This window comes from Pedobacter ginsengiterrae (genome assembly GCF_039537385.1).
Taxonomy (GTDB): Bacteria; Bacteroidota; Bacteroidia; order Sphingobacteriales; family Sphingobacteriaceae; genus Pedobacter; species Pedobacter ginsengiterrae.
In genome coordinates this window covers 174,727-193,877 of the sequence record NZ_BAABAK010000011.1, presented here as the reverse complement: position 1 = coordinate 193,877, position 19,151 = coordinate 174,727, and the positions used below count along the sequence as shown (strand labels likewise).

Below are 19,151 nucleotides of genomic sequence, written 5' to 3'. Positions count from 1 at the left end.
TAAACGGTGTAAAGCCAAAATATCAACTAATCAATTTAACCATTAAACCAAACTGAATGTATGAATTTTTACACTCGAAGTAGTAAATCCGATGTGGATAAGACAAAGGATTTAGCTCCAGATCATTCTAACCATCAATTTCTTAGGGCTATGAAAATTTTTATCGTTTTAATGACAGTAGTATGCCTACAAGTAAGTGCAAGTGCATTTTCTCAGCGTATAAATATTAGTCAGAAAAATACCCCGCTGGTAAAAATTTTAAAAGAAATTAAACGCCAAACAGGTTATTTCTTTTTGTATGATACTGATTTGATTCAGCAAAAATCGAAACCAGTAACGATAAATTTAAAAAATGCAGAACTTGCTGATGTATTAACTCAAGCCTTAAAAGCTCAACCTTTTGGTTGGGAAATTAAAGAAAACACAATCTTGATTTTTCCGACAAATAACTCCGAGCCGTTAAAAGCTATTGATGTTACGGGTAAAATTGTTGATGAAAGCGGAAATCCAATGCCAGGTGCTTCTGTTCGCATTAAAGGTCAGGCTGCTAGTTATGCAACAGATAATAGCGGTAATTTCGCCGTCAGAAATGTTGATGAAAACGCCATTTTAGTTATTTCTTATATCGGCTATGCCGATAGGGAAGTTGTTGCTAAAGCACAATTGGGCACCTTAAAATTAACACCATCTGCCGGAACATTAAGCGATGTAGTTGTAACGGGATATACCAATTACACTAAAACTCAATCTGCTGCATCTAGCTCTTTGGTTACCTCAGAAAAAATTAACACAGTTCCAGGCTTAACGGTTGACCAGATTTTGCAAGGTCGTGTTCCAGGAATGAGTGTAATCTCAACCTCTGGACAGCCAGGTCAGAGTGCAGCAGTTGTAATTCGTGGTATTGGGAGTGTAAATGGTTCATCTACACCATTATTTGTTTTAGATGGTGTGCCAATCGAAGCAGGTTATTTTCAAACCATCAATCCAGAAGACATTGAATCGGCGACGGTTTTAAAGGATGCATCAGCGAAAGCGCTTTATGGCTCAAGGGGTTCTAATGGTGTAATTGTATTAACCACCAAAAAGGGTAAAGCCGGTAAGTTGGCAGTAAATTATACATCACAGTATGGTTTCTCAAACTTAAGCAGACCAAACTTTACCATGATGAATACCGAGCAGCGTCTGCAGTTTGAAGAAGAAATTGGTGGAACCTTTGGTCGTAATATCGGCCCAGGCTGGACATACTCTTCTAAAAACCCAACCTACGCTGCTGGAACTGCTACCACAAGAGCAAGAGCAGATTTCATCATCGATAGTTTGAAGAAAATTAATACAGATTGGAGAGATATTTTCTTCCAAAGGGGAAAATTCCAGGAGCAGCAAGTAAGCATTAGCGGTGGGAATGAAAACTTACGCTTTTACAATTCATTAAACTATTACAGTCAGGAAGGTGTAGCTAAACGTACTGGTTTAGATCGTTATTCATTAAGAAGTAATTTAGATTTTAAAGATGATAAATTCAGCGGTAGTGTAAACTTATCATTGGGTTATTCTGAATCGAGCTTTACTGAAGGTGAAGGTGGAACAGGAGCAGGAACAGCAATGGCATCAGTTTATTACGCTTTGCCATACGAAAATCCTTATGCCTCTGATGGGACTTTGGTTCATCCTGGAAACAGATCTCAGTATTTTATTTTAGATCAACGAGAAGGCAGTCAGGCTTTGGAACGTTTATTAAATTCATCAGATAAAACAGACCAATTAAAATCTATCATCAGTACGGCTTTCGCCTATCAGATTTTGCCTGAGCTAAAATTAACAACCAGAGCAGGTATTGATTATCGCCAGTCAACCGATCAACAATTTGTTAATCCAGATTCTTACTACGGTTCGAGAAGTGTTGCCAATACTTTAGGTGGAAAAGGTCGTTTAACTGATGCGAGCAGAAGAAACTTCAACATCATTTCGACAACTGGATTAACTTATGCCAAAAAGTTTAATGGTCTTCATGATTTCGAAGCTTCAGCTTTTTATGAATATGTTTACAACAACTACAATTCATTTGGTTTCAGCGCTTATGGTATTGATGGTCGTTTACCGGAAACACCAGCTGGTGCAACAAATGGTAGCGCAACATTTTTGCCAAGTATCACTGGTGGGAAAACCAAAAATGCATTAGCATCAATTATGGGTGTAGCTCGATACACTTATGATAACAAATATACCTTAACCGGAAGTTACCGTTATGATGGTTCGACGAGAGTTGCTACAGAAAACAAATGGCATGGTTTCTATTCAATAGGTGCAAATTGGAATGTCAAGTCAGAGGAATTTTTAAAGAATAACGAGCTAATTAACGATTTACGCGTGAGAGGTAGTTATGGTATTACGGCAAGTCCGTTTGGAGGAGATTTTCTCTATTTACCGACTTATGCAGTAAATTCATCATATGGTGGTGCTCCAGCTTTAAGAGCAACCACACCAGGTAATGATGCTTTTGATTGGGAATATGTAAAAGAATTTAACACAGGTTTTGATTTAGCAATATTCAAAAACAGACTACGTATTACTGCCGATTATTACAACAGAAAAACCACTAACATGTTTATCAATCAACCACTTTCGGCAACTTCTGGATTTAGCGAATTAAACCTAAGTGCAGGCGTAATGCAGAACCGAGGTGTTGAGTTTGAGGTAAGCGGCGATGTGATTAAAAATCAAGAATTTTTATGGACAATTGGTGTAAACGCTGGTTATAACAAAAATAAAATTCTTCATGTCACCGATTTAGTAGATTCTTATCCCGATGGTGATTCGAGAATTTTGAAAGTTGGTTTACCTTACGGAACTTATTTTGCGCCAGATTGGGCGGGCGTAAATCCACAAACTGGTGAACCGCAGTATTACAACCTTGATGGGTCGATAACAACTGCTTATAATGTAAACACACAAAGTAATACCAATTCAGGAAGTTTATATCCAACTTTTACAGGTGGTTTTAATACTTCATTAAGTTATAAAGGAATCACTGCATCAGCTTTATTCTCATTCGTATCTAATGTTATGCGTTGGAACAACGAAGATTTTTATAACGAAAATCAACGTTATGCAACCAGTAACCAAAGTGTTAGAATGCTTGAAAATAGATGGCAGGTTCCTGGTGACTCTGGTAATGATGCAATTCTTCAAAAATTTGATCTTCCAAGAAACTTTACATCAAAAGATATTCAGGATGCTTCTTTCTTAAGATTAAGAAATTTAAATATTGGTTACTCATTACCTAAAAGCATATTAGAAAAAACTAAAATTATAAAAGGTGTCAAAATCTTCGTTCAGGGTCAAAATTTATTTACCTGGACAAAATGGAGAGGTTTAGATCCGGAGAATAATGCCGTTTATGGTCGTTTCCAGTATCCTAACACCAGAACTTATACCGCTGGTTTAAATGTTAACTTTTAATAATTACAGCAATGATTCATAAAATATATCAAAAATACATCCTTATATTTTCGTTGTTAGCTTTAACATCGTCATGTGCAAAATTGGATTTAACTCCAACTGATACAATATCGCCAGATAAGGCTTACAGAAACATTAACGACATCAATTTGGGTGTTTTAGGTGCTTATGCTCTTTTAGACGGTGGTACAATAGGTGTGGTTTCCACTGTTTCTGATGAAGCAACATTTCCAACCGAAAACACCGTTGGAAATAGCGATGCCTTTAGATGGTTATACAATGCTGGTAGTGGCTCTGTAACTTCTCAATATTATACTTTCTATGTTGCAATTGACCGTATAAATAGAACACTTGCAGGTTTGGACGCCCTAACTTTAACAGGAGCTGATGTTGCGATAGGTGCTCGCTATCGCGGAGAATTGTTAGCCTTACGTGCATATTTCCATTTCGAACTTTTGCGCAATTACGCATCAGCTTATCAAACAGGTGCATTAGGGGTGCCTTATATGCAAGCTTCTGCTATCATTTACCCTGCAAGAGATAATTTCGAAGTTGTTGTGGCAAATGCAAAGGCAGATTTAGTTGCAGCAAAACCCTTAATTCCAACAACCTTTACTGATAAGACACGCATTACGAAGGCTGCGGTTTCTGCAATTCAAGCCAGACTTGCCTTGTATGAAAAGAACTGGAGTGAGGCTATTAGTTATGCTAGTGAAGTTATTACAGCATTTCCATTGGCTACAAAGGCTCAATTCCCCGGGATTTGGACTGATGCGAATGATAATGAGGTAATTTGGAAAGCAAAACGTGTTGGAACAACTGATTCGAGAGTGGGCGATTTCTATTTCCGCCAAACTGGTGGAATTGTATTGTATGCGCCTGCTTTTAAATTGATTAATACGTTTGATAAGGTTAACGATTTACGTTACCCTGCATACATTAGGTTTGATGCAACCAGAACGGGTACAAGATCTCAATATCTAGTTAATAAATACATCGGCGGAACATCAACAGCGCCAGGTTTAAGCGATATTAAATTATTCCGAACAGGCGAAATGTATTTGATTAAAGCTGAAGCCGAAGCAGAATCTACGGGAGATGCAGCAGGCGATTTAAATGCTCTGCGTAATGCTCGCATCAATGGTTACGTTAATGCTACGTTCGCCGATAAACCAACCTTGATAGCAGCTATTTTAGAAGAACGTTACAAAGAACTGGCCTTCGAAGGACATCGTTTTTTCGATTTAAAAAGAAGAAACTTGCCTATTGTTAGGCTGGCTGCTGATGCTGTAAATGCTTCTGGGGCTGTAACGCTGCCAGTTACACAAGCGCAGTATTCGTTTCCAATTCCTGCATTAGAAATTTCGGTGAATAAAAACACCGTACAAAATTCAGGTTACTAATAAATTATCAGGCTTTATCGTTAACATTTGCTTTTAAATGATTTTGATAAAGCCTCTTATATTCCAAATATGAAACATACATTCTTGATTCTGCTGATGGCTTATTGCGTTTCGGTAATGGGTTGTGGCAAAACATCGGTTTCGCCTTCGCCACCTACAATCGTGGGCGGTTTCGCAATAACAACGCCAGTCGCAAAACGCAGACCTGCATCAATTGGTCTAATTGGTGATAGCAGCAATGTAGTACAACCAACAAATGGAGGCATGGTTTTAATGGGTGGTGGAACCGATGTTGATGCTGCTTTTAAATGGATGATTGATAAAAGTGGCGGAGGTGATGTAGTTATTTTACGTGCTAGCGGAACCGATGCCTATAATCCATATATCAATGGTTTAGGGTCAGTAAATTCTGTTGAAACTTTATTAATCAACTCAAAAGAATTGGCAAATAACGATACAGTAGCTTACATTATCCGTAATGCTGAAATGGTTTTTATTGCAGGTGGAGACCAATCTGACTATATGAGCTATTGGAAGGGAACAAAAACGGAGAAAGCATTAAATTATCTTTTAAATGATAAGAAAGCTCCGGTAGGTGGAACGAGTGCTGGTTGTGCAATTTTAGGAGGCTTTTACTACAGTGGCGAAACTGGTGGTTTAACTTCTTCACAAGCTTTGGCAAATCCTTACGATTCGAATGTTACACTTTACAACAATGATTTTCTAAAAGCACCATATCTGCAAAATGTAATTACCGATCAGCATTATTTAACTCGTGATAGAGAAGGTCGATCTGTAATTTTTTTGGGCAGAATAAATAAAGATTGGAAAGTAGCAGCTAAGGCTATTGCTGCTGATGAAAGAACGGCTGTTTGTATTGATAAAGATGGAAAAGCACAGGTTTTTGGCGATTTTTCTACGACTCGTCCATATAGTTATGCTTATTTTATAATTTCTGATGGAGGTAAACAACCTGAACAAATGGAAGCAAATAAAAAAGCAATCTGGAATAATAACGAAAAGGCACTTTCAGTTTATGAAATTCCTGCCTCGGTAAATGGTGGTGGTAATTTTAATGTTGCTAACTTTAACCCTACAGAAGCCACAGGTGGAAAATGGTATTGGTGGTGGATTGATAATGGAGTTCTAAATAAAAAAGATCAATAGAAAGAAGAATGAAGGCATTAAAATTATTTTTTGTACTAGCACTTGCGGTGTTAGCAATCAACGTTTCTGCACAACAGAAAAAATATGTTATGGTTATTCACGGCGGTGCCGGAACAATTTTAAAAAAGAACATGACTCCTGAAATGGAGGCTGCTTATATTGCAGTCTTAACACAGGCATTAAAAGCAGGTTATGCAGAAATTCAAGCAGGTAAAACCAGTTTGGATGCTGTAGAAGCAACCATTCATGTTTTAGAAAACGACCCACATTTTAATGCTGGTAAAGGTGCTGTTTTTACGCACGATGGTCGTAACGAACTAGATGCTGCAATTATGGATGGCAAAACTCAGATGGCTGGAGCTGTAGCAGGAGTTACAACAGTTAAAAATCCGATTTCGGCGGCTAGAGCAGTAATGGAAAAATCTGAACATGTAATGATGGTTGGTGCTGGTGCAGATCAGTTTGCAAAAGAAGCAGGTCTGGAAATTGTAGACCCGAAATATTATTGGACTAAAGAGCGTTGGGATGGTTTGCAGCAAGCCATTAAAGAGGATTCGACCAAAGCCGTTTTGGATCATGGAAGTAAGAAATCAGAATTATTGGGATCAAAAAACCACGATTATAAATTCGGAACTGTGGGTTGTGTGGCTTTAGATAAAGCAGGGAACTTAGCAGCTGGAACTTCAACGGGCGGAATGACGAATAAAAAATATGGTCGCGTTGGCGATGCGCCAATTATCGGTTCAGGAACCTATTGTAATAACGAAACCGCAGGCATTTCTTGCACAGGCTGGGGCGAATTTTACATCCGTAATGTGGTAGCGAAAACCATCTCCGATTTAATGGAATATAAAGGCTTATCAGTTGTCGAAGCATCTAAAATCGCATTAGATAAAGTTGGTAAAATGGGTGGCGATGGCGGTTTAATCGCTTTGGACAAAAAAGGAAATGTTGCCATGCCATTTAATACCGAAGGGATGTACCGTGGTGCAATTACAGCTGATGGTAAAATAGAAGTAAGTATCTATAAATAATGAGAAAATTATTTTTATTGTTTGTAATCGCGAGCCTTTCGCAATTCGTGCAAGCTCAAAATAATGGTAATCTATTCATTATTGGGGGTGGAGAGCGTTCTGATGCTTTGATGAAACAAATGATACAAACTGCAAATTTACAATCGACAGATTACATTATTGTTTTGCCAATGGCAAGCGCAATTCCCGATTCTGGATTTAAAACTTTGTCTGGCCAAATGAAGAAGCTTGGTAAGCATGATATTAAAAACTTTAATTTTAGCAAACACAATGTAAATGATAAAAAATGGCTTGATTCATTAGCTTCTGCAAAGTTGATCTACATTTTAGGTGGCGATCAAAGCCGCTTTATGAAATCGGTTTTAAATACACCTGTTTATGCAGCAATACATAAAGCTTATAAAAACGGTTCTACAATAGCAGGAACAAGCGCTGGCGCTGCCGTAATGAGCAAGTACATGATTACTGGAAAACAACTTTTAGATACCGTTTATAAGGAAACCTTTAATAAGCTTTGGGATAAAAACATAGAATTTGAGGAAGGAATGGGGTTGTTGGAAAACACAATTATCGACCAACATTTTCTAAAACGTAATCGCTACAACCGCTTAATTTCTGCTTTGGCTGCACACCCCGATTTGATTTGTATTGGAATTGATGAAAGTACGGCTATTGTTGTTCATGGTAATAAAGCTACTGTTGCGGGCGATAGTCAGGTTATTCGATTAGCACATCCTAAAGAATTAACTAAAACCGATAAAGGACTATTAAAATTCAATCAGGCAGATTTTGGTATATTTGCCGCTGGCGATGTAATCGATATAATGCCCTAATAAAATAAAACCAGTTAAAAAGCCTATTTAGATTTTTCTAAATAGGCTTTCGGTTTTTGTAGGTTGTATGTTTTTTTGTGGTGTATTTTATCAGAAACAAAAATTACCCTATATTTCATTTTTCAAAACATATAAATGAAATCAATCCTTTCCAACTTAACCTTTCAGGTTTTGGTTGCAATAGCAGTCGGTATATTTGTGGGTACCTATTTTCCAGGTTTTGCGCCAACTGCAAAATTAATCAGTCAGGGTTTTATTAACCTGATTAGTATGTTAATTGCACCAATTATTTTTTTTACCATCGTTTTAGGTATTGCACACATGGGCGATATGAAAAAAGTTGGACGCGTTGGCGGCAAGGCACTTTTATATTTTGAAATTGTGAGTACGGTTGCCATAGCTATTGGTTTATTAGTTGCTAATATTCTTAAGCCAGGTGCAGGTATGGTTGCAAAAGCAGGTGATACAACCAAAATAGCAGGCTATGCAGAGCAGGCAAAAGATATGAACTGGGCAGAGTTTTTTCTTCATATAATTCCACACAATGTGATTGCTGCATTTGCCGAAGGTAATATTTTACAAATTTTACTATTTGCTATTCTATTTGGTTATGGCTTAAATAAATTGGGAGGCGAAGGTACTTCGGTTTTAAACGCTTTTGATAAAATATCAAAAGTGCTCTTTAAAATAATGAAGGTCATTATGCGCCTTGCTCCAATTGGTGCTTTCGGTGGTATGGCTTTCAGTATTGGTACACATGGTTTGCAAAGTATCGTAGGTATGGCAAAGCTTATGGGCTCTGTTTACTTAACCTGTATTTTATTCATTTTTGTAGTTTTAAATGGCATTTGCCGATACTACAATTTTAGCCTTTGGCAATATCTTAAGTTTATCCGCCAGGAAATATTAATTGTTCTTGGCACTTCATCTTCCGAATCGGCTCTACCAAGTATGATGCAAAAAATGGAAGCTATTGGTTGCGATAAATCAGTAGTTGGTTTGGTTATTCCAACGGGTTATTCTTTCAATTTAGATGGAACAGCCATTTACCTGGCTATGGCTGTTATATTTCTTTGTCAGGTTTTTCATGTCGATTTATCACTTGGACAGCAGATTACTGTTTTGGGTGTACTAATGGTAACTTCTAAAGGTGCTGCAGGTGTAACTGGAAGTGGTTTTATCGTACTAGTTTCAACCTTAACGGCGCTTAAAATTATGCCGATAGAACACATTTCCATCCTAATTGGTGTAGATCGTTTTATGAGCGAAGCCAGAGCAATAACTAATGTTATTGGCAATGGTGTAGCAACAATTGTAATTGCTAAAAGCGAAAACCAATTCGATCAGGCAAAATATTTAAAGGCAATTCAGCCAGCAATGATTGAAAAAAACGAGGAGGAATAATATAGTTTTGATCACGGATGAACACAGATTTTAATCTTTAAAACTTTATCAATATTCATCCGATCCACTGTGGTTAAATTTAAAAACTAGTCTTGTCACTAAGACTTATAAGATTTATCGTTTGGATCTTAAACCAGAGAAACTTTTATCGGTGTTTATCCTGTCTATCTGTGGTTAAATAATAAACTCCAAACTAATTATCATACCTTTGTACTAGAAACAAGCAACACAGCTTGTTTAATTAAACCAAATCACATTGGCTCAAAAAGAAAATAACCGCTCCGAAAAAAGCGAGTTACACGGACGTAACAAACATCGTTCACGTTACAATTTCAAACAACTTATCGCTTCCTCAAAAGAATTAAAACGTTTCGTTTTTAAGAACGAACACGACGATGATTCAATCGATTTTGCCGATCAAAATGCCGTTAAAGCGCTTAATAGGGCATTATTGAAACACTTTTATAACATTCCACAGTGGGATATTCCTAAAGATTATCTCTGTCCACCTATACCAGGCAGGGCAGATTATATTCATTACGTTGCCGATTTATTAGGCTCGAGTAATAAGGGTAAAATCCCGAAAGGAAGCAACGTTAAGGTATTAGATATTGGTGTTGGTGCAAACTGTATTTACCCGATTATAGGTCATCAGGAATACGGATGGAATTTTGTGGCTTCAGATATTGATCCGCTTTCAATTGAATCGGTTCAACGTATTGTAGATGCAAACAAACCGCTGCAAGGCGCTATTGAAGCACGTTTGCAATCTTCCAAATTGGGTATTTTTAGAGGTATTGTTGGCGGAAGAGAGCAGTTTGACCTTACAGTTTGTAATCCTCCTTTCCACTCTTCTTTAAAGGAAGCAGAACAAGGTACCCGTCAAAAATGGCGCAACTTGGGCGGTAATGAAAAAGAAGTAAAACATGTTTTAAACTTTGGTGGAAATAAAGCAGAGCTTTGGTGCCCAGGTGGAGAACGTGCCTTTGTAGAGCAAATGATTATTCAAAGCGCTCAAATCCCTAAACAATGTTTATGGTTTAGCTCTTTGGTGTCTAAAAGTGCTAACTTAAAAAGCATTTATAACAGTTTGGTTAATGCAAATGCCTTCGAAGTACGTACGGTTCAAATGAGTCAGGGACAGAAAATAAGTCGTTTTGTGGCCTGGACGTTCCATGATGAAGCTGAACAGGCGGAATGGGCAAAAAAATGGAAAGTTGAAACTACGCCCAAATCAGAGAAAGTAGAAGCTAAATAGATAAAATATTTGAAAAGCAAAGCCAGACTAAATTTTAAAGTTAGTCTGGCTTTTTGTTTGTATCTTTTTTGTTGAAGTCAGTCTGTACTTGTCAGAAACCTGAAACAAAAAAGTATACCACTTCAATCCAGTTTAAATCAACTAGAATCTGCTTCTATTTAAGGTTTTTTTATCCCGCGAAAGAAATCCCGAAGGTTTAAAAAATTAATAGATTTAAAAAAGATTGAAGTTTAGAGCTTGGTTGAAACGGCCACAGTGGTATTCCTTACATTTTCATGAAAAAATGGCGGAAATAATGTGTTTTTAGGCTTGACTTTCCAGTCAATAATATTAGCTTTGCACAAAAAAATATTGATACATGAGCGTTTTAGTAAATAAAGATTCTAAGGTTATCGTTCAGGGTTTTACCGGAAACGAAGGAACTTACCACGCAGAACAAATGTTAGCGTATGGTACAAACGTAGTTGGTGGTGTAACGCCTGGCAAAGGTGGGCAATTGCATTTAGATAAGCCTGTTTTTAATACTGTTAAAGATGCTGTTGATAAAACAGGAGCAAATGTATCTATCATTTTCGTTCCACCAGCTTTTGCTGCTGATGCGATTATGGAAGCTGCCGAAGGTGGTATTAAAGTGATTGTTTGTATTACTGAAGGTATCCCAACTAAGGATATGATTCAGGTTAAAGAATATATTTCTGACCGTGACGTTACGCTTATCGGCCCAAATTGCCCAGGTGTAATCACTGCTGATGAGGCTAAAATTGGTATAATGCCAGGTTTTATCTTCAAAAAAGGTCATGTAGGTGTCGTTTCTAAATCAGGAACTTTAACTTACGAAGCGGTAGATCAGGTTGTTAAAGCTGGTTTAGGTATTACTACTGCTATCGGTATCGGTGGCGACCCTATTATTGGTACCCCGACTGTTGAAGCGGTTAAATTATTAATGAACGATCCTGAAACTCACGGTATCATCATGATTGGTGAGATTGGTGGTGGAATGGAAGCTGAAGCTGCTCGTTGGATTAAAGAAAACGGTACTAAGCCTGTTGTTGGTTTCATCGCTGGTCAAACTGCTCCTGCCGGACGTAGAATGGGCCACGCTGGTGCAATTGTAGGTGGTGCTGATGATACAGCTGCTGCTAAAATGAAAATCATGCGTGAGTGTGGTATTCGTGTAGTAGAAAGCCCTGCTGAAATTGGTGCTGCAATGGCAGAAGAATTAGCAAAATAAGATTTTAAAATTTAGATAAATGAAAGCGTTTCGATTAATTTCGAGACGCTTTTTTTGTTTTTGGGTTTTTTGTCACGGAAATACGGAAGACATGGAAATTCGAGGAGATGTTGGTTGTTAAGGAATTAATAATTGGGTGAATATTATTTGCCACGGAACACGGAAAACACGGAAATTTAAAAAGGGGAAAGAAAATGGAAAAAGAAAAAGTGAAAGGTTTAAAAATTAAAGGGAGTGGAGAAATTTGATTAGATTAGTTAAAATTATCTTTTATGGATTATCAAATAAGACAAGATAATCTTCCCTATAAAAATGAAACTAACTTAATTATTAATGCTGCAATCGAAGTTCATAAAGATTTGGGCTGCGGTTTTCTAGAGATTGTTTACAAAGATGCACTTTGTATTGAATTGGAAAGTAGGGGTTACCATTATGAACGTGAAAAGCACTATCCCTTTATTATAAAGATATTTTGTTGCCACATAGTTTCTATGCTGATTTTATGGTTTTCGATTCGGTTACACTGGAAATAAAATCAAAAAGTGGAATTGCAAACGAAGATTTAGCCCAAACTATAAATTACTTGAAATGTGCTGATTGTAAAGTTGCTTTAGTATTGAATTTTGGCAAGCCAACACTTGAAATAAGACGCGTTGTTTTCTAGTTGATAATCGATGTGGAATTTGAATGTCGCATTTTCGCACCTTTTCCGTGTATTCCGTGTTTCCGTGGCAATTTTCTTTTACTTTCTTGTTTAAGTAAGGTATTAGGATTACGATTTATCATTGTTTTGTAAACACTAAACCAAACCGCTAAACCAGTAAACCAAAACGAAATCTATAACGTATATTGATGTATGAAAACAATGTTAAATAAACTATTTTTGATTTCTGCTGTTGTTTTAGTCACTGGGCTTTCTGCTTGCGCTCAAAAGCAAGATAAGAAAGTTGTAACGCAATCGCAGGGAACAGAACAGATAATACCAAAAAAGAAAATGAACTGGAATCCATTAACACCCGAAGAAGAAAGAGTAATTGTAAATAAAGGAACTGAATATCCTGGTACAGGTAAATACGAGCATACTACAGATAAAGGTACTTATACTTGCAAACGTTGTAATGCGGCATTGTATCGATCAGAAAGTAAATTTGATGCAAGATGCGGATGGCCAGCTTTTGATGATGAAATTAAAGGTGCTGTAAAGCGTATTCCAGATGCAGATGGTTCTCGTACAGAAATTGTTTGTGCTAATTGTGGTGCACACTTAGGTCATGTATTTTTAGGAGAAGGATTTACCAATAAAGACACTCGTCACTGTGTAAATTCTATTTCTATGAACTTCGTGCCTGATAAGAAATAGGTGGATATAGTTGGGTTAGGTAGAGGTGTATGGCAATAAGCTGTACACCTTTTTTGTGCTTTATATTTTAGAACTAATTGATTAGTTTTGTTAATGCCTGATAAAAATTCATCATTATGAAAAAAAATATCCTGTTAGTTTTATTGCTTTTAAATTTTACGATTCATGCACTCGCACAAAGCAATTATAAGCAGTTAATCTCACAAGCGGAAGATTTGTATAAATCGAAAAATTACGTAAAATCTAATGAGATTTATTTGTTGGCTTTTAAAAATAAACAAAAAGATAATAATGATTTTTACAATGCTGCTTGCTCTGCAACACTTGCAGGAGACCAGATCAGTGCTTTTAAATTTTTAGATTTAAGCATAGAAAACGGTTGGGTAGATCTAGCGCATTTTAAAAGTGACTCAGATTTAAGTGCGCTTCATAATAAACCTGAGTGGAATAAACTAATAGCAAAATTGCAGACAAAAATTAATCAAATTGAATCGAATTATAATAAGGATGCAAAAACTAAGTTAGAAGAAGTTTACAAGACTGATCAAGGCATAAGGCAGGAGTTTATTGCTGCTCAAAAAAACAATGGACATGCCAGTTCAAAAGTAGATAGCTTGCGCAAACTCATGGTTTATCACGATAGTTTAAACACCATTACCGTCACTCAAATTTTAGATCAGTATGGTTGGCTTGGTGAAGATAAAGTTGGTGCAAAAGGAAATCTTACTTTATTTTTAGTGATTCAACATGCAAATTTGAAAACTCAACAAAAGTATTTGCCAATGCTGAGAAAAGCAGTTGGAAATGATAAGGCTAGGGCAAGTTCTCTAGCGCTTTTAGAAGATCGTGTTGCGCTTAGAGAAGGTAAAAAACAAATTTATGGTAGCCAGCTAAGTTCAGTCCCTGATCAACCTGATAAATACTATTTATCTCCCTTAATTGATCCAAATAATGTTGATAAAAGAAGAGCTTCAGTAGGTTTGCAACCACTAGCCGACTACGTTAAACAATGGGATATTATTTGGGATATTGAGACCTATAAAAAGATGTTGCCACAGTATGAAGAATGGGCGAGTAGGGTTAAGTGGTAGGTTAATTTATCTAGTAAAATAACGTTCTTTCTATTCCCTTTTTTGCATGGTTTTTCTACAATTTATTGATTATAAACTAAATGCTTATATTTGCAGGCTCGATAAAGAAATTTTAGCCTATGAAGTATTTTCTGTTATTAAGTTTTTGTTTCCTGTTTTTACAAGGTAAAGCACAAAATTCTGATTCATCAAATGAGCCAGATAGTATAAAAAAAACAGTTCTCGCAACTTATTACCACAGAAAATTCGAAGGCCGCCGAACCACTAGCGGCGCAAAATATAGAGCAAAAAAATTAACTGCTGCACACCGCACTTTGCCATTCGGCACATTGATCACAGTAACTAATCCTGATAATGGAAAATCAGTTGTTGTGAAGGTAAATGACAGAGGTCCTTTTTCAAAAAGATTAGCAATTGATTTGTCGGAAAGTGCTGCTAAACAGATCGGTATCTATCGTAAAGGTATAGCAAAAGTAAGGTTGAGTTACACATTAGAGTAATACTCTTTTTAGCTCTATTTTTACGTGCTTTTACCCCCAAAATTTAAGTTATTAACACTTAAATTTGTTTACTAAACCCTTAAAAAGAAATGATTAGCTTTTTTTTCGCTCGAAAATGATATTTGGCTGATGAGTTTCTCCACTGAAATTATGGTAGTGTTAACAACTTTGGTTCACTAAAAATGGCTATCGTATATATATTTGTTTCAACAAAGTTCTTTAACTTCTTGCGCTTAGAAACAAATATAAAAGCTTAGTTTTTAGTAATTTATAAAGATATCCTTCTGATAATAATTTTAAATTTACCTAACTAAAAACTACGTTGTTTGCCAGGCGACGAGGTTAGCACTTTCACTCTAGAGTTTTGATAAAAAACATTACAATCATCATATAAAATTGATGGATGCGTGGTTTTGTCGGCTCTGTTTAAAACGAAGATTAAAAAATATCAGCTTATGGAACAGGAATTATTACTACAAGAAAACAAAGATAGGTTCGTGCTTTTGCCGATTAAATATCCGGCAATTTGGGAAATGTATAAAAAGACCGAAGCTAGTTTCTGGACTGCAGAAGAAATTGACCTTTCTGACGACCAAAAACACTGGGATAATTTAAATGATGGCGAAAGACATTTCATTTCTCATATCCTTGCTTTCTTTTCTGCTAGTGATGGTATTGTTAACGAAAACCTGGCTGTAAACTTCATGAGTGAAGTGCAATTGCCAGAAGCTCGTTGTTTCTATGGTTTCCAGATTATGATGGAAAATATCCATGCTGAAACCTATGCTTTATTGATCGATACTTATATTAAAGATCCTGAAGAAAAAGATCGTTTATTCCACGCTATCGATACTGTTCCCGCAGTAAAAAGAAAAGCAGAATGGGCACTTCGTTGGATTGAAAACGGAAGTTTTGCAGAACGTTTAGTAGCATTTGCAGCAGTTGAAGGTATTTTCTTCAGCGGAAGTTTTTGCTCTATCTTTTGGTTGAAAAAACGTGGCTTAATGCCAGGATTAACTTTCAGTAATGAATTAATCTCGAGAGATGAGGGTTCTCACTGTGAATTTGCTTGTTTGTTATACGGCATGTTAAGCAATAAATTAAGTGAAGAACAAGTTCACGGTATTATCAGCGATGCAGTAGAAATCGAAAAAGAATTTATTACCGATGCATTGCCAGTTGCCCTAATTGGTATGAATGCAAAATTAATGAGCCAATATATCGAATTCGTTGCTGATAGATGGTTACAAGAATTGGGTTACAAAAAAATCTACAATGCAACCAATCCATTCGATTTTATGGAAATGATTTCATTACAAGGAAAAACAAATTTCTTCGAGAAACGTGTAGGGGATTATCAAAAAAGTGGTGTTTTAACCTCTGCTGATAACAACAAACAAGCGTTTTCTTTAGACGAAGACTTTTAAGGTTGAGGGTTTAAGGCGAAAGGCTTGAGGTCTTGATACCTGTACTTAATACTAAAATAAACAAGAATTATAAACGCGAAAGGTTAAGTCTTGATACTTGATGTCGCTACTAGATACTAAAAAATAAATCTCATAAATTATGTTCGTACTAAAAAGAGATGGCCGCAAAGAAGCGGTACAATTTGACAAAATCACAGCCCGTATTCAAAAGTTGTGCTATAGTTTAAATTCAGACCTTGTAGACCCAATCGATGTTGCCAAAAAGGTAATCGAAGGCTTATATGATGGTGTAACTACATCAGAGTTGGATAACCTTGCTGCAGAAACTGCGGCTTCGTTAACTACAAAACACCCTGATTATGCTTTGTTAGCATCGCGTATTGCGGTTTCTAACTTGCATAAAAACACTACAAAATCATTCTCGGGTACGATGAAAATGTTGTACGAATATTTCGACCCGAAAGCACAGAAAGCGGCACCGCTTATCGCTGATGATGTTTATGAGATTATTGAAAAAAACAAAGATATTTTAGATAGTTCGATCATTTACGATCGTGATTTTGGTTTTGATTACTTCGGTTTCAAAACTTTGGAAAAGTCTTACCTTTTAAAAGTTAACGGTGCAATTGTTGAGCGCCCTCAGCATTTATTTATGCGTGTTTCTGTTGGTATCCACAAAGAAGATATCGAGAGTGCAATTAAAACGTATAACTTAATGAGCGAGCGTTGGTTTACGCATGCTACGCCAACATTGTTTAATGCAGCTACGCCAAAACCTCAAATGTCATCATGTTTCTTGTTAACCATGCAAGACGATAGCATCGAGGGTATTTATGATACGCTAAAACAAACGGCTAAAATTTCACAAAGTGCTGGTGGTATTGGTTTAAGTATCCACAACATCCGCGCAACAGGTTCTTACATCGGTGGTACAAACGGTACAAGTAACGGTATTATTCCAATGTTACGTGTATTTAACGATACGGCTCGTTATGTAGACCAAGGTGGAGGTAAACGTAAAGGTGCTTTCGCAATCTATTTAGAGCCATGGCATGCAGATGTTTTCGAATTCTTAGACTTGCGTAAAAACCACGGTAAAGAAGAAATGCGTGCCCGTGATTTATTTTATGCACTTTGGATAAACGATTTGTTTATGCAACGTGTTAAAGATAATGGCGAATGGACATTATTTTGCCCACACGAAGCACCAGGTTTAGCAGATTGTTTCGGTAAAGAATTTGAAGAACTTTATGCTAAATACGAAGCTGAAGGTCGTGGTCGTAAAACCATTAAAGCACAAGAACTTTGGTTTGCCATTTTAGATTCGCAAATTGAAACCGGTACACCTTATATGTTGTTTAAAGATGCAGCGAACAGCAAATCTAACCAACAAAACTTAGGTACAATCAAGTCTTCTAACTTATGTACAGAAATTATTGAGTACACCTCTAAAGATGAGGTTGCGGTTTGTAACCTGGCATCATTAGCTTTACCTCGTTTCGTAATCAATGGTGCTTTCGACCACCAAAAATTATACGATGTAACTTATCAGGCTACTTTAAACCTGAATAAAATCATCGACCATAACTATTACCCAGTTCAGGAAGCTGAAAACTCAAACATGCGCCACAGACCAGTTGGTTTAGGCGTGCAAGGTTTGGCTGATGCGTTTATCTTATTACGTTTACCTTTCGAAAGCGATGAAGCAAAACGTTTGAACAAAGATATTTTCGAAACGATTTATTTCGCATCGATGACAGCTTCTCACGATTTAGCTGTGAAAAATGGTCCTTACCAAACGTTTAAAGGTTCGCCATTATCAAAAGGACAGTTCCAGTTTGATTTATGGAATGTAACTCCAGATAGCGGCCGTTGGGATTGGAACGCGTTGCGCAAGAAAGTTGTTAAAGATGGTGTGTACAACTCATTATTGGTTGCGCCAATGCCAACTGCATCTACTTCTCAAATCTTAGGTAACAACGAATGTTTCGAACCATATACTTCAAACATTTACACCCGTCGTGTATTAAGTGGAGAGTTTGTAGTGGTAAACAAACACTTATTGAAAGATTTAGTTGCACTAGGTTTGTGGAATAACGATATGAAAAATCAAATCATATTGGCAAATGGTTCAATCCAAGGTATTGCTGCAATTCCTGATTACATTAAAGAATTATACAAAACTGTTTGGGAGATTAAGATGCGTAACATCATCGATATGGCTGCAGACCGTGGCGCATATATCTGTCAATCGCAATCGTTAAACTTGTTTGTAAATGCACCAAACACTTCGAAATTAACTTCAATGCATTTCTACGCATGGGAAAAAGGTTTGAAAACTGGTATGTATTACTTACGTACTCAAGCGGCATCTCAAGCAGTTAAATTCACTGTTGAAAACCAGGGTGGTAAAGCTATCGAAGCGGTAATTCCTGCTGAAATGACTCAAGACCAAGTTGCAGAAGAAATCGTTGACGGACCAGTTTGTTCAATGGAAGAAGGCTGTATTAGCTGCTCAGGTTAAAGCCGAGAGATTAAAGTGAAAAGCTTGCCATCATGCTCGTCATTGCGAGGCACGAAGCAATCTTAAAGCAATAAAATAGATAAGGTTTTGAGCAAACGCTCAAAACCTTATTTTTTGTCCTTACTTTTGCTAAATGTCTAACATTCCACATAGCAAACACGAAATCATTCCCTGCGAAAGATGTGGAACGGCTATAGAATGTAAGGCAAATTCTTACACCAAATGCCAGTGTAGCGTAGTGCAACTCAGCATCAACGAAGTTCAATACATTTCTGAATTGTATGATGGTTGTTTGTGCGCAAAATGTCTTTTCGAGTTACAACAAGAGTACAGGGAAGAGATTGGGGTGTAATCTTTCTAGCGAACCGTTGGCTGAAGCTGGGGGGCAATGAAATGATATGTGGCTATTAAATGGGGTGTTCATTGCAGGCTGCTTTAGCTGCCTGAATATTAAAAATTC

14 protein-coding genes and 1 pseudogene are annotated in these 19,151 nt (G+C 36.8%); all 15 read left to right on the top strand.

Features of this window, described 5'->3' with window-relative positions; all coding sequences use genetic code 11:
- Positions 1-60: 60 nt before the first annotated feature.
- A complete protein-coding gene (locus tag ABD692_RS12185; protein WP_344767317.1) occupies positions 61-3,459 on the top strand; it encodes a SusC/RagA family TonB-linked outer membrane protein in 3,399 nt (1,132 codons plus the stop codon).
- An 11-nt stretch (positions 3,460-3,470) separates the two neighbouring features.
- Complete coding sequence (locus ABD692_RS12180) at positions 3,471-4,862, top strand: RagB/SusD family nutrient uptake outer membrane protein (protein WP_344767315.1); 1,392 nt, start codon at positions 3,471-3,473, stop codon at positions 4,860-4,862.
- A 69-nt stretch (positions 4,863-4,931) separates the two neighbouring features.
- Positions 4,932-6,029: a cyanophycinase gene (locus tag ABD692_RS12175; RefSeq protein ID WP_344767313.1), complete on the top strand. Its 1,098-nt coding sequence runs from the start codon at positions 4,932-4,934 to the stop codon at positions 6,027-6,029.
- An 8-nt stretch (positions 6,030-6,037) separates the two neighbouring features.
- The gene (locus tag ABD692_RS12170; protein WP_344767311.1) at positions 6,038-7,063 is read left to right on the top strand and encodes an isoaspartyl peptidase/L-asparaginase family protein; all 1,026 of its coding nucleotides are present in this window, start codon (positions 6,038-6,040) and stop codon (positions 7,061-7,063) included.
- On the top strand, positions 7,063-7,896 hold the full coding sequence (locus ABD692_RS12165) for a cyanophycinase (RefSeq protein WP_344767309.1): 834 nt from the start codon (positions 7,063-7,065) through the stop codon (positions 7,894-7,896). Before ABD692_RS12170 ends, ABD692_RS12165 begins: the two co-directional genes overlap by 1 nt.
- A gap of 135 nt (positions 7,897-8,031) precedes the next feature.
- Positions 8,032-9,300: a C4-dicarboxylate transporter DctA gene (dctA, locus tag ABD692_RS12160; RefSeq protein ID WP_316756643.1), complete on the top strand. Its 1,269-nt coding sequence runs from the start codon at positions 8,032-8,034 to the stop codon at positions 9,298-9,300.
- A 256-nt stretch (positions 9,301-9,556) separates the two neighbouring features.
- Positions 9,557-10,558 carry a 23S rRNA (adenine(1618)-N(6))-methyltransferase RlmF gene (gene rlmF / locus ABD692_RS12155; protein WP_344767306.1) on the top strand — a complete coding sequence of 334 codons (1,002 nt, stop codon included), beginning with the start codon at positions 9,557-9,559 and terminating at the stop codon, positions 10,556-10,558.
- Between the two features lie 358 nt (positions 10,559-10,916).
- Positions 10,917-11,789, top strand: coding sequence for a succinate--CoA ligase subunit alpha (gene sucD / locus ABD692_RS12150; protein ID WP_290240883.1), 873 nt, complete (start codon positions 10,917-10,919; stop codon positions 11,787-11,789).
- Positions 11,790-12,061: 272 nt separating this feature from the next.
- Positions 12,062-12,453: pseudogene (locus ABD692_RS12145) on the top strand (GxxExxY protein).
- A 192-nt stretch (positions 12,454-12,645) separates the two neighbouring features.
- On the top strand, positions 12,646-13,149 hold the full coding sequence (locus tag ABD692_RS12140) for a methionine-R-sulfoxide reductase (RefSeq protein WP_316756649.1): 504 nt from the start codon (positions 12,646-12,648) through the stop codon (positions 13,147-13,149).
- 116 nt (positions 13,150-13,265) lie between these two features.
- The gene (locus ABD692_RS12135) at positions 13,266-14,240 is read left to right on the top strand and encodes a DUF6624 domain-containing protein (RefSeq protein WP_344767301.1); all 975 of its coding nucleotides are present in this window, start codon (positions 13,266-13,268) and stop codon (positions 14,238-14,240) included.
- Between the two features lie 119 nt (positions 14,241-14,359).
- Positions 14,360-14,740, top strand: a complete 381-nt coding sequence (locus ABD692_RS12130; protein WP_316756653.1) for a septal ring lytic transglycosylase RlpA family protein — start codon at positions 14,360-14,362, stop codon at positions 14,738-14,740.
- Positions 14,741-15,195: 455 nt separating this feature from the next.
- Complete coding sequence (locus ABD692_RS12125; protein WP_109931222.1) at positions 15,196-16,167, top strand: ribonucleoside-diphosphate reductase small subunit; 972 nt, start codon at positions 15,196-15,198, stop codon at positions 16,165-16,167.
- 139 nt (positions 16,168-16,306) lie between these two features.
- Positions 16,307-18,691: a ribonucleoside-diphosphate reductase subunit alpha gene (locus tag ABD692_RS12120; protein WP_316756658.1), complete on the top strand. Its 2,385-nt coding sequence runs from the start codon at positions 16,307-16,309 to the stop codon at positions 18,689-18,691.
- A gap of 133 nt (positions 18,692-18,824) precedes the next feature.
- Positions 18,825-19,043, top strand: a complete 219-nt coding sequence (locus ABD692_RS12115) for a cysteine-rich CWC family protein (RefSeq protein WP_316756661.1) — start codon at positions 18,825-18,827, stop codon at positions 19,041-19,043.
- Positions 19,044-19,151 lie beyond the last annotated feature (108 nt).

Excerpts from the sequence above, each read along its gene's own strand:
- ABD692_RS12185 (WP_344767317.1), top strand. The coding sequence starts at position 61 with ATGAATTTTTACACTCGAAGTAGTAAATCCGATGTGGATAAGACAAAG.
- ABD692_RS12180 (WP_344767315.1), top strand. The coding sequence starts at position 3,471 with ATGATTCATAAAATATATCAAAAATACATCCTTATATTTTCGTTGTTA.
- ABD692_RS12175 (WP_344767313.1), top strand. The coding sequence starts at position 4,932 with ATGAAACATACATTCTTGATTCTGCTGATGGCTTATTGCGTTTCGGTA.
- ABD692_RS12170 (WP_344767311.1), top strand. The coding sequence starts at position 6,038 with ATGAAGGCATTAAAATTATTTTTTGTACTAGCACTTGCGGTGTTAGCA.
- ABD692_RS12165 (WP_344767309.1), top strand. The coding sequence starts at position 7,063 with ATGAGAAAATTATTTTTATTGTTTGTAATCGCGAGCCTTTCGCAATTC.
- dctA (WP_316756643.1), top strand. The coding sequence starts at position 8,032 with ATGAAATCAATCCTTTCCAACTTAACCTTTCAGGTTTTGGTTGCAATA.
- sucD (WP_290240883.1), top strand. The coding sequence starts at position 10,917 with ATGAGCGTTTTAGTAAATAAAGATTCTAAGGTTATCGTTCAGGGTTTT.
- ABD692_RS12140 (WP_316756649.1), top strand. The coding sequence starts at position 12,646 with ATGAAAACAATGTTAAATAAACTATTTTTGATTTCTGCTGTTGTTTTA.
- ABD692_RS12135 (WP_344767301.1), top strand. The coding sequence starts at position 13,266 with ATGAAAAAAAATATCCTGTTAGTTTTATTGCTTTTAAATTTTACGATT.
- ABD692_RS12130 (WP_316756653.1), top strand. The coding sequence starts at position 14,360 with ATGAAGTATTTTCTGTTATTAAGTTTTTGTTTCCTGTTTTTACAAGGT.
- ABD692_RS12125 (WP_109931222.1), top strand. The coding sequence starts at position 15,196 with ATGGAACAGGAATTATTACTACAAGAAAACAAAGATAGGTTCGTGCTT.
- ABD692_RS12120 (WP_316756658.1), top strand. The coding sequence starts at position 16,307 with ATGTTCGTACTAAAAAGAGATGGCCGCAAAGAAGCGGTACAATTTGAC.
- ABD692_RS12115 (WP_316756661.1), top strand. The coding sequence starts at position 18,825 with ATGTCTAACATTCCACATAGCAAACACGAAATCATTCCCTGCGAAAGA.